Source organism: Anaerobacillus alkaliphilus, from assembly GCF_004116265.1.
Taxonomy (GTDB): domain Bacteria; phylum Bacillota; class Bacilli; order Bacillales; family Anaerobacillaceae; genus Anaerobacillus; species Anaerobacillus alkaliphilus.
In genome coordinates this window covers 345,467-361,152 of sequence record NZ_QOUX01000001.1, presented here as the reverse complement: position 1 = coordinate 361,152, position 15,686 = coordinate 345,467, and the positions used below count along the sequence as shown (strand labels likewise).

Genomic DNA, 15,686 nt, shown 5'->3' with positions numbered 1-15,686 from the left:
AATCTTTTGGTTAAAAAAATGTGTTCGGGAAAACTCTAATCATATCGTCTTTATTGGAGGGCACTATGAAACAAATAAATCAATCAACTACTTTTTTATTGCTACTTATTAAATGGATTGTTTCCGGAACAGTAATCGGTCTAGTTGTTGGTTCAACTACAGCTTTACTCTTAACAACGAATGACTTTTTAGGCGAAACAAGACAAGCCCATCCTGGACTTATTTATTTCCTACCACTTGGTGGTGTACTAATCGGTTATTTGTATCAAGTACATGGCAAAGCCTCTGCAAAAGGAAATAATCTTATCCTTGATCAAATCCATGGAAAAGGGAAAATTGATCGTCGAATCGGCCCATTGGTTTATATAGGGACTTTTATTACCGTATTGTTTGGCGGTTCGACAGGTAGAGAAGGAGCTGCCATTCAAATGGGTGGTAGCGTTGCGGAGTCCGTCAATCGATTATTTAAAGTGAGCCCATTAGATACAAACCTTTTAATTATGGCTGGAATTAGTAGCGGTTTTGGAGCAGCTTTCGGAGCACCAATTACAGGAGCTGTGTTTGGTATGGAGATGGCCTCATTAGGTAGGTTACGTTATGAAGCAATTGTTCCATGTATTACTGCTAGCTTTGTTGGTCATCTAACAACTAGTCAAACATGGGGTGTTGAGCACGAACATTTTATCATTAAACAAGTTCCAGAGCTTACTACGGCCACCTTTATAAAATTTTTCATTGTTTGTATTCTGTTTAGTGTTATCAGTATATTATATTGTCAGCTACGACATTATCTTCAGATGTTTTCTGAAAAACATTTAAAATCTCATATGCTACGAGGTTTTGTAGGTGGAGTTATTATCGTTGCCTTAATGTTAATTGTAGGTTCATATGAATATAACGGTCGTGGTCTTGAAATGATTGAGCAATCATTTACAGGAGAGGTTCCTCCGTTTGCCTTTTTGGCTAAATTAATTTTTACAGCTGTAACCATGGGATTTGGATTTGTAGGAGGTGAGGCAATTCCGTTATTCTTTGTTGGGTCGACGTTAGGAAACACTCTATCGACAATCGTAGGATTACCAACTTCCTTCCTTGCCGCAATTGGGTTAATTGCTGTTTTTTGCGGCGGCGCTAACACTCCAATAGCCTCCTTTTTATTAGCAATGGAAATGTTCGACGGAGAAGGGCTTGAGTATTTTTTTCTCGCATGTATCATTAGCTATATCTTTTCAGGTCATCACGGACTTTGGCCATCACAAAAAGTATACGATCCAAAAAGTCGCTTACAAAACTTTCCTACTGGGAAAACAATCGCAACGATAGCAAAACAATTGGAAAAAGGAACAGACCAAAAAGATCAATAATAAAAGATAGCGAAGGACTTTGTAATTTCTAAGTCCCTTCGCTATCTTTTAAGCCATAACACGTTAACTACCGCTATTAACAGAAGAACTTCCTTTTCTATTCTTAATAAATAAGATCCCTAGCATGATTAACGGAATAACAAATTGAAAAGGTAAATGGATATATAGAGGTACAATATTTAGCCCAATAAATAAATGCTGAGGTAAATCATCTGCTATAATCACGGTGGTAACTAATACAGAAGTACACAGTAAGAAAATAATAAAGTTCCTTTGGAAAAATGGAAATGTATGACGAAAGGTTTCTGTACTAGCCCACAAAAATATACAAACCTTAACAAACCCAACAAAAAAGAAGGCAAATACAGAAAGAAATTCTATGTGCTGAATAACTCCACCTATTTCTATCATTTCGATGGCCTTAACAAGTGGAAATGTGTATAGAGTCGAGACTTTTGCTCCTAAGATAGCGATAATAATTTCCGAGAATACAATTAGAATTAGGCCACTTACTGCTATTGGAATCCAACCGAATTTCATTAGCTTTTGATAGTTATTTACTAGTGGCAAAAGAAGGAGAAAAACGACTATTTCCCCATAAGGAAAAGTAATCCACCGATCGATATTTTTCAGTTCTAAGGAGTCGAGATCTATTAGAGGTCTAACGTTTTCTATATAAATGACGTCCGATAAAAAAGAGAATATGATAATTAAGATTAGTAATAAAAACGTAAAAAGAGTCAATATTTGAGATGTTCTCGAAATCGCTTCCAAGCCCAAATACAAGGCATATCCGATAATCGCTACAAATACGATTGAAATTACCATCTGTTCAATTTCATAAAATAACGTCTGCCGGATAAAGAATGAGAAATCTTTTACAACTCTGCTTCCTATGTAGAGAAAGTAAAGGGAATAAAGCAGCAATACCGTCCTCCCAATAAACCTTCCAAAAACAAACTCGAGTAAAATGTGAAACTCCTTCCAGGAACCGTATTTCAATAAATAAAGGTAAAAGTAGAAAAGACCCACTCCAAATACCATTGATAGTAAGTTGACTAGCCACGCATTTTCCTCTGTATCTAAATTCAAACCAACAACAATCGAGCTACCAAGTAAAAAAAGAATAAGAAGTGTATAAAATTCGTTACTCGCTATTTTTACTTTCATTCTTTCCCATCCTAACTTGCTACTTTAATTTTGTCGCGTCCCCGGATTCACTAATGTCTACTTTCACCTTTACGTCAACTTCTACGTTTGGATAAATATCTTCCCACGTTTTTTCTATTTTTCTCCAATCTGAGGGTTTACTTAAATACATCGCTTTCCCAAACCCAATAAAATCGACATGATGAGACTGACTAAGTTTTATTAAATCAGAGATATGAGCCTCGATTAAATTACCAAAATGTGTTTCAAACCTTTGTAAATCTGGATGTTTAAAACCTATTTCACATGAAGATTCTTGAATTCTCCCTGCTACTGTTACATCTACCTTAAACCTTGGTATACCATTTTCTAGTTTGTGATTAATCTTTGTCTTGGAACTATCTAGCCTCATCGCTACAAACCCGTTACCATCTGGGCAGTTGGATTCAAGAAAAGTCATCCTTAAATGATTTGTTACTAATAGCAACGTTTTACTTTCTTCCAAATTTAAAAAATCGACAATTTTATCTCTATGAAAAAAAGCCATTCCTTCAATCTTTATTTTCGTTTCCGGATCAAAAGTCTCAATATTTTCTTTTTTAAAACCCTGTTTAAAATTTCCCTCGATAGTGATATATGGCACGATATTATTAACAACTGGGTAATTTAACAAATAATTTTTAACTCTATTTGGATAGATTCTCGTAGCAAAACCAGCCTCTTTTTGAATATTAGTAAGCATCTCATGGATCCTTTGAGCAGATACTTGTTGAACTGGAGTAAAGATATTTAAAATAGCGTTAGCTGCATCGCCTTTAGTAACAAAAAAGGAAATATTAGATGCAACATTTGGCTCAATGATTAGATAATCAATAACCTCATTAATCCCTTTTGATCGGGCAAGTTCCTCACTAACAATAAAAATCTCAGTGTCATCTAAAAAAATATTTCTTGAAATAACAGTATTTATCTTCTTCATTGCTTCCGTTATTGTTCTACCACTCTCTTTATAATTAATATAGCCAAGAGTCTGTCCCGCATCTTTTTGTAATCTCTTCGGATTTATTACTTGTAACGTAACAGCATATAAATCTTCCTCTAAATCGATACCCACTGCCGAAACAATGGAAAGGTTTTTTATTAAGGAATCCTCAACATTTTTTCCTACCAAAAACGAAGATAGTATAATTAAAGTATAAATCGTTATGTGCAACCAAGATCTTTTTTTCATAGATGTTTTATCCTTTTACTCCTTTTTCATAGGCTCTTCTTTCGTAAACTTCTTTTTACTTGTGATAATGAATTCCATTGGTGTTCTAAAAATTGCATCTTTTTGATCTTTCAAATTAAACGGAGCAACCGGGGATAAGTACGGTACACCAAAAGATCTTAGTGCACTTAAATGCAAGATAAGGACAACAATCCCGATCATGACCCCATAAAGACCTAATAAGGAAGCAAGGAAGATAAATCGAAACGTCAATATTCTATACACGACAGTTAAGCTAAATACCGGCACACTACTTGACATAATATAGGAAGCAGCTAAAACCACTAAGGTAGTAGGCTGTACAAGTTGTGCTTCTACTGCCTGTTGCCCTAAGGTAATTGAAGCAAAAATCGTAACTGTCAGAACAACACCCTGAGGAAGCCTCAAGGAACTTTCAACAATAATGATAATAAGCCAAAAGAATACAATAATCTCAACAACGGTGGGAAACGGCACCACCTCTCTCTGTGCAACAAAACCAATTAAGATACTAGTTGGTAGTAAGCCAGGTTGGTAAACTGTAAATGAGATGTAGAGAGCAGGTAGCAATATTGATAGAAAGAAAAAAAACATCCTCGCTAATCTTCTACTTTGAAAATTTCTAGCTAATGAATAATAATCATCAGGCGATTGAAAGAGTTGGATAAATATAATTGGAAGCACCGTTACAAATGGGGTACCGTCTACTACGATGGCAATTTTCCCTTCTAATATTTCAGCACTAACTAAATCAGGTCGATCGGTAGTTAGTGTCAGTGGAAACATTGACGTTGTTTCATTTGTTAGATTTTCTTCCAAAAAACTAGAGTCCAATACGACAGGGATATCGATTTCTTGTAACTTACTTTTTAATAGCTTAAGCATATCTTGATCTACACTATTTTCTAGATATACCAACGAGAATGAAGTATTAATATTTGGATTTTCATTACTCTCTATTCTAAGTTTACAGTCCCTAATCGATTTTCGTATTAAAGACAAATTAAAAGTCAATGACTCGTTAAACCCTATATCAGGACCTCGAGGAGTCCTTTGTGCCTTAGGTTCAGGAGCCGCTCTTTCTGGCCATTTTACGGTATCTAGCGCTAGGGCTACATTCTCTTTATCGACAACTAAAATACTCTTACCTTGAATAAGCTCTTGTATGACTCCGTCTATCGAGTCAATTTCTTTTGCACGGATTGTTTGTACCACTCTTAACTTTATTAATTCCATCAAGTTACTTTGGTCATGAAGGCTTGTTGAAATAAGGGGTTTAATAATTTGTTCTTCTACTTTCTCATTTTCGGTAACTCCGTCCATATAGATGATAGCTGCCAGTTTTTCTGTGTTACCAATAATGAGTTTTCGTATTAAGATATCATTGCTATTTCCTAAACCTTTTAAAATCTTGTTTAGATTTCGATCAAGAGATGAGATTAATTCACCCTTCATATGAGACCCCTTTTAAGAGAAGTAGATATTTTTATATTTTGTTATAAACAGGAAGTTTATGCCAACATTGACAAAAATAAATAAGTCTGCCAACTATTGTTGACAGACTTTCCTTTCATGACTTACATTTTCGTCCATTTCATTTGAGCCTTTGAAAGTAAACCTAACCAATAGGAAAGCTTTCGTCTTTCGTTCCTTGCTTCAATTGCAGCTGCAGATTGGCGGTAGCTTTGAACGAAATCCTGAAACAATTCTTCTCGTTCCTCTACTTTCTTTTGGAGAAACAGTTTTTCTTCTTGGTCTCTTTGAATTTCCTTTTTTAATTTATTTATCTGTTGGTATGTCATTTGATAAGTATCTACCACTTCATGCGTATAGGTTTGAATCATTCCTTGTGTAATTCCATTTCCCTTTGCAATTTCTTTTTTCACTTCCTGCGTTAGTTCTTCTTTTACTTCCTTAATAAACTCTCCCTTAAATTGATCCATTGAAGCAGAGATCGTTTGAACAGCTTGTACAGTCTCATTTTGCAACTCAACAATATCAGCATACTTTAAATCGTATTCTGATTGGATTTGCTCAGGAATATCTCGATTTTCACCATCATTGGAATCTAAGATAAACATAAGCATTTCGTCACTTAAATTTTTATCTTTCATTAGCTTTATCTTTCTTAAAACTAAAAGTTCTGCTTCACCATATATTCTTGATCCGGATTTCGTCCGTTGCACTTGAAAAAAACGCTCAAATACTTGCTCCCAAGATTTCAAACTACCAACTGGTATTTTAAGTTGTTTTGAGACATCTTTAATTGTATACATTTCACACACCCTCTTCATTTTTGTCAAAGTTTATCCGATACTTACTTATTAAATATGAAGCTACTGTTATTCCTTCTACCTGACAAAACTTCTAAAAAGAAGTGGCGTTTCGCCAAATTATGAATAGCGAAAGTGCCACAAAAAAGAAAAAAGCCTCATACGAGACTTTTTAAACAACACTGTTAGATTTTTCATACTCAGACTTCAACAAAGAGAATACAACCGTGTCATGATACCTAGTACCATCAAAATCCGTTTGTCGTAATTGTCCTTCCTTTTTAAAGCCAAACTTCTGTAACAATTTTTCTGATCCTTTATTTTCAGCAAAGATGTCTCCGACAATTCGGTTAAGTCCTAGAATATCAAACCCATATGGCAGGATCACCTCTAGTATCTCACTCATAACCCCTCGTTTTTGATAGTCTTCCCGAATAACAACTCCCATTTCTGTCTTCTTATGCCAAAAGTTAAACTTATGGAAGCGGAACATTCCGATAACGTCCCCTGAAATCTTATCAACAATCACCCAAGGAATTTCCTTTGACTCTTGAAAGTTAGTTAGACTCACCTTTATATTTTTAGTGAGCTCATCGACAGATTGGACGGGATGAGGAGTGATATACCTCATCGTTTGCTGATCACTCATAAAGACAAACATACTTTCAGCATCATCAATGCTCATTCCTCTTAATAAATAATTTGGGGTTTCCAACTCTGGTATAGCTGTAAGGCCATTTTCAATCATACTTCAACCGCCTCTCTAAAAACCCCTTCTCTTTTCGTAAGTTTTTCATAAAGCTCTTCTAACGTACCATGATCATCAATCGGATAAACTGGCTCGCCACGGTCAATCACATGACCTTCGACAAGAAACGTTTTCATCCCAATTTTTGAAGCAGCTAGATCCTCTTGTTTATCATTTCCGATCATAATGCAGTCTGTGGGGTCAATCTCTAATCTATTGCAAATAGCTTGGTAATACTGCGTATGTGGTTTCGTATATGTACTATTTTCATAGACGGTTACAACCTCAAACGGCATGTCCGCAATTCCTGCCCATCTTAGACGTTCGTAAATAGCTACCTTTGGAAACACAGGATTAGTTGCTAGCGCTACCCGGTATCCTTGTTCAAGAGCCTTCTCTACGACTTTTTTAGCTAGTGGAGTAGGTGATGTCAAATGAGAAAGAGTAGGGAAAATTTCAGAGTAAAATTCGTCTAGAGTTGGCCATATGTCTTCTTTGTTTAACTTAACTAACTTTAGAAATGTTTCTTCAAACACTTGTTCATTTGTTTTTTCTTCTTCTAAGTTACGCATCATTGCTTCTGTCCCAGCCCAAAGTGCTTTTATAAATTCTTGTGGATCAATAATAGAAGCTACTCTCGGCGCTAAATGCCCCAAATAATTTTTAATAAACGCTTCCGTATCCATCGGAAGCAAGGTCCCATCTAAATCAAATAATATAACCTTAGCCATATTTATAACCCCTTACTGTAAAATAGTGTTCATCTACTATCCTACCAAATTTTTACCAACAAACAAAAAATTTGTCCTTATAAAGTAAAAACTAGGGATAATCTCCCTAGTTTTTCGTCACTACTTCAAGCTGAGATCCTAAAAACTTAGCAAGCTCAAGCATACCAAACTGCTTGGCTTTAGCCTCCGCCTCTGGATTGTAGTTGGTATTTGTATTCACATCATACGTAAAAATTTGACCTTGTTTGTTCCGAATAAATTCAATACCAGCAACGTCAATCTTGTTATTCTGTAAGAACTGTTCATATTTTTTAATAATAGGATCATTGAAATTTGTATCAATCTCAAATTTCGGCTTTTTCTCCTGCTCTTCACCTACCGGACAAAATAAATCACCTATTTGACAAGCATCTGCAGGACATAATTGAAAGCCATCAGTGGTATTTACATTGACCGCATACAAGAATTTTCCACCAATAAATTCACATCTCGTAATCACTGGTTCAGGAGCTTCAATGTATTGTTGGATCAGAGTAATCCCATCTACAGGTTCATCAAATTGATCACTAAATACATAAGATTTTAACCCTTCAATACTAGCAAACAATTGGACACCTAACCCTTTTCCTGCCCGATTGTGCTTCGTAATAAATTTCTGCCCAGCAAATCCTTTTGCCGCTTCCATTAATTGCTCTTTCCCTACAGCTGCAATCGTTTTTGGAGTTTCAATTCCCTCTAGATTTAAAGCCATGTACTGGTTTACTTTGCTAAGTTCTAATTGAAGAGCACGGCTCCCATTAAAAACTGTTCGGCCATTCCGTTCTAACCAAGCCAGTACTGCTCCTGTGAATTCTGGGGCATAGCGATGGCCACGAGTATGAGACGAAGCACTCATTCGATTGTAAAATACACCTTGTGGAGGCGCTAGACTTAAATCAATCGCTCCTTTGGATAAGTGCCATTCCTCGTAAGGAAGGTCTAGTTCTTCTAATCTTTTTATTAAGTGATTTGTCCATTCATTATTTTCATGAATGATATGTATTTTCCCCATTGAAATTTCTCCCTTATGTAGAAAAGGAATAAAAGCTATTCCTTTTAATTCTTTAATTTATATTTATACCGTTTCCATTGAAAGTATAGAAAACAACCAACGCAAAATCCAAGTAATGCGATAGTCGCTGCAAGTGTGACCATTCCTACAAAAATCCACGCTATCCAGCTAGCTGTCAAAAAATGAATGGCAACCGCAATAGTTAGTAATATTCCTGCAATCGTCTGATTAAATTTCTGCAATTCAGCCGCTTCGGTTTTACCACTTCTATTTTCAGAGAAAAATCGTTTAGCAACGTAAAACGCTAGATTTCCCTTTGGCCCTAACAATAACGGTACTGCAACAAAAAGAAAGGCCGCAACTAATAGCCAGCTATTTTGTAACAAGATTGAACTAAAAGTAAGGATTACTAAAATCACTTGATTTGATTTTACATAGGTAATTGGAATTTCCTTCATCGATGACTCACCTCTATCTCATATTAATTATATTGATTTTATCGGATTTATCTTAAAACTTCAACTAATTAGTTTTAACTAAGAAGTTGCGTATTCTTCCAACTTTTAGTATAATTTTTAACTGTTGTTTATCAGCTCTTATTTAGAACATCTTTTCTGTCGATGCATATGAATACTATGAAACCACCTCCCCACTTAAAGGAGTACCATTACAATAAGGAAGGAGCATAAAGTATGTCATTTAAATCTGCGTTTTTAGCTGAACGCGAGACAAAAAATGAAGAAGAACTAAAAGAAGAAATTGAAGACCTTGAGTTTCAACTGTTTCGAATGCAAGATAACCTAAAGGAAATAGCAAAAAAGTGGCAAGTCATTGGAATTGAACAAACAAAGGATAGCAATTGGGTGATTGTTTATACATCTGATGACGGGGACACTTGTAAAATTATGTTAAACGATTGCGAAAGTGCCTTTCGTGGAAATTGGGATTTCTCTATTCAAGCCTCCTATGAAGACGAGCACACAATCCACATCGGTGACATCAAAGGCCCAGAAAACAAAGGATACGGTTCGATTTGTATGCACTATTTAAAAGAGCTTGCTAAAGACCAAAACATTCAATATATCACTGGCGACATTGTAAAACGCGACTGGGATCACAAAGATCGGCTCGTTCACTTTTATCAAAAGCATGACTTTAAAGTGAACATAGATAAAGAAACTAAATCCGGTGAGATTGAATGGCGTCTTCCCTAAGAGAAACACTCTTAAAACGAACATATTCTTATTATTTTAGAGAATATACTTGATTTAGTTGCTTTATTTATCAATGTATGATAAATTAGTTAGTATTGCTTATGAAACTTAAAGTTTATTAGATTTTTATTTCCACGTAAATAAATTACATTATATATAGATCAGAAATCGTTTACGAGTAAAATCATCTGGCATCTTTTAAACACTTAACCGCCTTATTATAAATGGCACGGCCAAGGAGCCGTAATGATAAAAGAGAGGTAGGGCTTTTGTTTTTTAGGGTTTAAAAAGTACAGAGAGACATTATCGCGGCAAGAATTTTAAGAGTACGAAATCATAAGAATATCAAAAACGAGCTTGGATCTAATCCAACCTCGTTTTTTTATTACTTCTTACTTCACAACAATATAGCCAATCATTGGGCCATTTTGATCAAATGTTTCGTGGGCTGTGCAGACAATTCGATATATTCCAGTCTTATCAAAACGAACGTTCACACGTGTTTCTTCCCCTTTTTTGACATTCCCTTTCACATCAGTACCTTCAATGTAAAATGGATGCTCTTTTCCTTTTACACCATAGAAACTTAAAGTAACGTCTTTCCCTTTTGGCACAAAAACAGTCCCGGGATCCCAGCGATATACCTCAATTTCTTTGCCATCCTCAGTTTCTGTTTCAAATTCCGTCGTAATAATATGGATGACTAATTCATCTTCTTTCGCAGAAACCTCTTCTATTTCTAGAAATTGAATTCCCATTATAAAACATGCAATTATTATCAACAATAATTTTTTCATCTCTAATCACCTCGAGGAAAGTTTGTGCAAATTTTTCTAAAATATACAAGGATTAGAGTAGGACATCTAATTCATAACCTTTGTCTCGTAGTGCTGTAAGAACTTGTTCAACATGCTGACGATCTGTCGTTTCTAATGATAAAACTAATTTTGCATACCCTGGGAAAATTTTTTCGCCAATATGCTCAAGTGAGATCGATAAAATATTACCACCTAGCTCTGAAATAATTCCTAACACATCTTGAAGATGTCCTGGCTTGTCTTTTAAAATCGTTGTAAAATGGACAAACCTTCCAGCCTCAACCATACCATGTTCAATTATTCGTGAGATAAAATTCACATCTACATTTCCACCACTTAAGATCGCAACAACTTTCTTGTTTTGGATAGGTATTTTTTTATATAACAAAGCCGCTAGTGAACTAGCTCCTGAACCTTCCACGAGGAGTTTATTACGCTCAAGGATCATTAGCATTGTCCGTGAAATTTCCATTTCATCCACACAGTAAATTTCATCGACATATTCACGAATGATATCGAAATTCTTTATTCCTGGTTTCCGAACAGCAATGCCATCAGCCATTGTCGGCATCGCCTCAATTTCTATTGGCGCTTCCTGTTGTAAGGAGTGTTTCATACTAGGACATGCTAATGATTGAACTCCATACACTTTAATGTTTGGGTTAAGAGACTTAGCGGCTAAGGCTACTCCAGCAATTAAGCCTCCTCCACCAACAGGACAAATCACAGCATCAACAGTAGGTAGTTGTTCTAGAAGCTCAATTCCAATCGTTCCTTGGCCGGCAATAACCGCTTCGTCATCAAAAGGGTGGATAAATGTCGCTCCCGTCTTGCGCTGTAACTGAATCGCAAAATGGAGTGCCTCATCAAATGAGCTTCCTTTCAAGATAACTTCAGCACCGTAGCGTTTTGTAGCCTCGACCTTACTTAACGGTGCACCTTTAGGCATAACAATCGTACAAGGAATTTTCAACATTTTTGCAGAATAAGCAACACCTTGAGCATGGTTTCCTGCAGATGCTGCAATTACCCCTCGTGCAAGCTCTAGTTCACTTAAAGAAAGTAGTTTATTACACGAGCCTCTCACTTTGAAAGACCCTGTTTTTTGTAGATTTTCCAGTTTTAAAAAAACTTCGTTGTTTGATAGTTCACTAAACGTACTTGAATGATCAAGTGGTGTTTCATGAACAATACTCCTTATTTTTTCCCGAGCATTTTCTATATCAAGCAAAGTTACCGACACTAAATCCTCTCCTTGTCTATCTTGTTGTTACCCATATTCTTCACAAACCAACTAGGTTTATTCAATGAAAAGAGCTTGGATATCTCCAAGCTCTCCATTACTATTTTTTCGTTTTATCCTTACAATATTTATTCCACTTGGGAATAAACCCTTCTTCTGCTAATTTTTGATAACGTTTATCCAACTTCTTAACCATTTTTTCACCTGTTTCCTCAGAGACCACTCCAAATTCAACATACTTACTAATTAGTAGTTTTTTCTGGTCAAACATTGTTTTGGTTAATGCCTCTAACTCGCTTTTTTTAGCATCAGTTAAATTTACTTCATTAATCTCTTCACAATCCATATGTGCAGATGCACTAGTAACTGAACCTAAACACACTAACGCAATAACCGTCAAACTAAGTAATAGTTTTCTCATTTTTACCACTCCTTCTTCATTTTCCTATGTATGTTTTGCAATATGAGGTAGTTTTATCCAAAGGCTCATTTTGCGAAAACAGCCTATCCATAAAAAAAAGGGGTCTACCGATATCGGTAGACCCTTCGCTTCTATTCTAAAAATCGTTTTCTTATTTCTGGAGACGGAAGCGTACAAGCCGTCTTTTTTCCAAACCATTTATATCGATTTCGAGCGATGAAATCATAAAAAATGTTACGAACCAGTGAAGGAACAATCAAAAATATTGATAACGCCTTCCAGAAGCCTGATAGTTTTCTACAAATTCTCAAAGCTGCGGTAGACTTTAGATAGTATTGACCACCTTCAATTAAAACAAGACTCTCTATCTGTTTTGGTACACCATATTCAGCGACTAACTTTTGGCCAATCTCGCTTTGTAACGAAGCAAATTGAAAGTAGCCCTTTTGATCTCGCTCAATGATAAATTGAACACTGCTATTACAAAAGTTGCAAACACCATCAAATAAAACAACGGCCTTATAAGCTACTGTCATCAACCCCGTTAAGCCATGCTTCAATGTCATCAATCACTGATTTCACACAACCATCCTTAAATGGTGAGATTAAGTTTGCAACACTGACTAGTTCTGTAAACGACTGACTACCACCTTGTTTACATAGCGTAATGTAGTCTGCCCAAGCTCCCTCTTTATCCTCGTTCGCACGCTTCCAGAATTGGAATGCACAAATTTGCGCAAGCGTATAATCAATATAATAGAACGGACTGTTAAAGATGTGACCTTGTTGGTGCCAGAAACCACCACGCTCTAAATAATCATTTTCGTCATAGTTACGGTGTGGCAAGTACTTTTTCTCGATCTCTCTCCAACCAAGTTTACGTTCAGCAGGTGTTAAATCTGGGTTTTCATACACAAAATGTTGGAATTCATCTACACTTACGCCATAAGGGATAAATAACAATCCATCGCTTAAATGATTAAACTTGTATTTATCTGTATCTTCTTTAAAGAATAATTCCATCCAAGGCCAAGCAAAAAATTCCATACTCATCGAATGAATTTCACAAGCTTCATGAGTCGGGAATTGATACTCTGGTACAGCAAAACTACGGCTTAAATAGACTTGGAACGCATGACCAACCTCATGAGTTAACACATCAATGTCTCCACTAGTCCCATTGAAGTTGGCAAAAATAAATGGAGACTTATACTTCTCAATATACGTACAATAACCGCCGCCAGCTTTCCCCTTTTTACTAACAAGATCTAGTAATTCCTTTTCACGCATAAACGTAAAGAATTCATCTGTTTCCTTTGATAATTCTTGATACATTTTTTCACCATTAGCTATAATCCACTCAGGATCACCTTTAGGCGTGGCATTTCCTGTCTCAAACGCAAACCTGTCATCGTAGTATTTCAACTCTTCTACACCAATTCTAGCTCGCTGCTTTTCTTTTAATTGCGTAGCAACTGGAACAATGAAATCTTGAACTTGTTTTCTGAAGTTTGCTACCATTTCGCCGTTATAGTCAATTCGGTTCATTCGCGCATATCCAAGTTCAACGAAGTTTTCAAAGCCAAGCTTACGAGCTATTTTTGTTCTTACTTTCACTAATTGGTCATAGATTTCATCAATTTTTTCTTCATTTTCCTTAAAGAAGTCGTATTTGGCTTCCATTGCTTTTTTTCTCATGTCTCGATCCGTTGAAAGTTGGAATGGGACTAGCTGAGGTAGGTTTCTTTCCTCACCTTCAAACGTAATTTTGGCAGAAGCTATTAATTTTGTATATTCACTTGAAAGCTTATTTTCGAGCTGTAAGTCCTCGACGATTTCTGGAGAAAATGTTTTTTGTGAAAGTTCAGCTAATGCAAATAACTGTTTTCCCCATTTTCCTTCTAATTCTGCTCGAAAGTTTGATTTCGTCAGTGCTTCATAATAGCGATTGACAAAGCCTTGATATAAAGGATCTACTTCATCAAAATAATCTTGTTCTCCTTTATAAAACTCATCGTTCGTATCAATCGTATGCCTGATATAAACAATCTGCATCATTGACTCAAATTCATTTCGTAACTGATTAATCTCAGCCATAATTCCATCTTGAGTCTCAACAGAATCAGCACTTGTAAATTTTTTAAGTAACTCATTAAATTGAGCTTCCATTTCATTCATCTCTGGTCTAACATATTGGTATTGTTGAAATTCCATAAACCTCTTCCTCTCTATGTAACATACATTATTATATTTCTCCTCACTTCAATAAAATACCTCTCTTACAGAAGCGAATCAAAAATACTTTCTACTCTTACTTGTATCATATTATCAATACTTATTCTAGTGGATTAGCAATCTCTAAAATGGTCGAAAGGTAGGATCTGTAAATTTTAACTATTATGGTACAATATTGTAAGTGCATAGCAATTTGTAAAAGGAGGACTTATGATCTCGAACAATAAATATCCTAAAATTCTTATAGGACTTATCATTATTAGTTTATTCATTAATTATTTTAGTTTTTCAAAGATTGGTCAGTTGCAAGAACGCTTAGAATACATGGAAAATTCAATTCGCTGGAATACTGACAGTACCAGGTCTTCAATATATGATTTGAGTCATCAATTAAATGAGCAAAAGGAATTAGCAAAGTGGATCATAAACGAAGAATTTGTGCCGAATTACGAAGAGTCCACAGAAGAAGCTATTCACCTATACATGACCTGGGCCTTTAGGGAAATAGAAACAAACGCAAATGTCTCGTTATTTTACCGTCAAAAAAATAGCGATGATTGGATTGAAGTCGAAGCTCTTCATCACTCCGGCACAAACTATCGTGTCCCTATCGTTTTATCCCCATTCTACAATTATGAATACCAAATTGTAGCTGAAAAAAGTATAGTAAAATCTGGCGAAATTACAGAAATTCCACCAAGAATGTATAAACCAATGCCAATGATGTCCAATGGTTACGGATATAGCTCTGACCATAATGGAAATATGACAGACTTCTCATCTAATATCGCATTTTCTGAACCACCTTTATTTGATTTCTACAAGATGAAACACGGCTTTATTGAAGCTTATGACGGTGACACTGTCATCCGGAAACAACCGTTTGAATTAGAATATCCTGATGTTGAAACTGAATTTCAACAGTGGGTTGCCAATATCGAACTAAACGGGAAAACAGTTACGTCCATTCGTTTAGTCGTCGAGTACCATAACGGAACGATTCACGAAGGTGAAATATGGCCTAACGATACGTATCATAACTTTAATTAGTTCAATAGCTGCTACCTCATTTGATTGAGTAGCAGCTTTTTTTAAGCACCTAATATTTTCTATTAAGCTTTAACAGACGTAAAATAGTAAATCGTGTTATAATAGCAAAGTAATTTTAATATAAAAGTGAGGTATTAATT

Annotated in this window: 16 protein-coding genes; 3 read left to right on the top strand and 13 right to left on the bottom strand. The window is 35.6% G+C overall.

Going from position 1 to position 15,686, the window contains the following annotated elements:
- Positions 1-65: 65 nt before the first annotated feature.
- Positions 66-1,364 (top strand): voltage-gated chloride channel family protein, encoded by a 1,299-nt coding sequence (locus DS745_RS01860; protein ID WP_129076503.1) that lies wholly within the window; start codon positions 66-68, stop codon positions 1,362-1,364.
- A gap of 63 nt (positions 1,365-1,427) precedes the next feature.
- Here DS745_RS01860 and DS745_RS01855 read toward each other — a convergent pair whose 3' ends face one another.
- From DS745_RS01855 to DS745_RS01820, 8 genes are all read right to left on the bottom strand, one after another.
- Entirely contained in the window at positions 1,428-2,534 is a 1,107-nt protein-coding gene (locus tag DS745_RS01855; RefSeq protein WP_129076502.1) for a GerAB/ArcD/ProY family transporter, read from the bottom strand.
- A gap of 19 nt (positions 2,535-2,553) precedes the next feature.
- The gene (locus DS745_RS01850; protein ID WP_129076501.1) at positions 2,554-3,744 is read right to left on the bottom strand and encodes a Ger(x)C family spore germination protein; all 1,191 of its coding nucleotides are present in this window, start codon (positions 3,742-3,744) and stop codon (positions 2,554-2,556) included.
- Positions 3,745-3,759: 15 nt separating this feature from the next.
- Complete coding sequence (locus DS745_RS01845; protein ID WP_129076500.1) at positions 3,760-5,217, bottom strand: spore germination protein; 1,458 nt, start codon at positions 5,215-5,217, stop codon at positions 3,760-3,762.
- Positions 5,218-5,339: 122 nt separating this feature from the next.
- Positions 5,340-6,038, bottom strand: coding sequence for a MerR family transcriptional regulator (locus DS745_RS01840; protein WP_161568145.1), 699 nt, complete (start codon positions 6,036-6,038; stop codon positions 5,340-5,342).
- A 169-nt stretch (positions 6,039-6,207) separates the two neighbouring features.
- Positions 6,208-6,783, bottom strand: a complete 576-nt coding sequence (locus DS745_RS01835; RefSeq protein ID WP_129076498.1) for a GNAT family N-acetyltransferase — start codon at positions 6,781-6,783, stop codon at positions 6,208-6,210.
- A complete protein-coding gene (locus DS745_RS01830; protein WP_129076497.1) occupies positions 6,780-7,514 on the bottom strand; it encodes an HAD family hydrolase in 735 nt (244 codons plus the stop codon). Before DS745_RS01830 ends, DS745_RS01835 begins: the two co-directional genes overlap by 4 nt.
- Before the next feature lie 106 nt (positions 7,515-7,620).
- Entirely contained in the window at positions 7,621-8,565 is a 945-nt protein-coding gene (locus tag DS745_RS01825) for an ATP-grasp domain-containing protein (RefSeq protein WP_129076496.1), read from the bottom strand.
- A gap of 44 nt (positions 8,566-8,609) precedes the next feature.
- Positions 8,610-9,023: a DUF4395 domain-containing protein gene (locus DS745_RS01820; protein WP_129076495.1), complete on the bottom strand. Its 414-nt coding sequence runs from the start codon at positions 9,021-9,023 to the stop codon at positions 8,610-8,612.
- A 234-nt stretch (positions 9,024-9,257) separates the two neighbouring features.
- On the opposite strand from DS745_RS01820, the gene DS745_RS01815 reads away from it, so the two are divergent.
- The gene (locus tag DS745_RS01815; RefSeq protein WP_129076494.1) at positions 9,258-9,779 is read left to right on the top strand and encodes a GNAT family N-acetyltransferase; all 522 of its coding nucleotides are present in this window, start codon (positions 9,258-9,260) and stop codon (positions 9,777-9,779) included.
- Between the two features lie 392 nt (positions 9,780-10,171).
- Here DS745_RS01815 and DS745_RS01810 read toward each other — a convergent pair whose 3' ends face one another.
- The 5 genes from DS745_RS01810 to DS745_RS01790 form a co-directional block, all read right to left on the bottom strand.
- Positions 10,172-10,576: a cupredoxin domain-containing protein gene (locus DS745_RS01810; protein WP_129076493.1), complete on the bottom strand. Its 405-nt coding sequence runs from the start codon at positions 10,574-10,576 to the stop codon at positions 10,172-10,174.
- A 52-nt stretch (positions 10,577-10,628) separates the two neighbouring features.
- Positions 10,629-11,840, bottom strand: coding sequence for a threonine ammonia-lyase (gene ilvA, locus DS745_RS01805; RefSeq protein WP_129076492.1), 1,212 nt, complete (start codon positions 11,838-11,840; stop codon positions 10,629-10,631).
- 100 nt (positions 11,841-11,940) lie between these two features.
- A complete protein-coding gene (locus DS745_RS01800) occupies positions 11,941-12,261 on the bottom strand; it encodes a DUF2680 domain-containing protein (protein ID WP_129076491.1) in 321 nt (106 codons plus the stop codon).
- 131 nt (positions 12,262-12,392) lie between these two features.
- Positions 12,393-12,797 carry a thiol-disulfide oxidoreductase DCC family protein gene (locus tag DS745_RS01795; RefSeq protein WP_129076490.1) on the bottom strand — a complete coding sequence of 135 codons (405 nt, stop codon included), beginning with the start codon at positions 12,795-12,797 and terminating at the stop codon, positions 12,393-12,395.
- Positions 12,781-14,475, bottom strand: coding sequence for a M3 family oligoendopeptidase (locus tag DS745_RS01790; RefSeq protein ID WP_129076489.1), 1,695 nt, complete (start codon positions 14,473-14,475; stop codon positions 12,781-12,783). Before DS745_RS01790 ends, DS745_RS01795 begins: the two co-directional genes overlap by 17 nt.
- A gap of 231 nt (positions 14,476-14,706) precedes the next feature.
- Between DS745_RS01790 and DS745_RS01785 the strand changes: the two genes are divergently transcribed.
- Complete coding sequence (locus DS745_RS01785) at positions 14,707-15,546, top strand: hypothetical protein (protein WP_129076488.1); 840 nt, start codon at positions 14,707-14,709, stop codon at positions 15,544-15,546.
- The last annotated feature ends 140 nt before the right edge of the window (positions 15,547-15,686 follow it).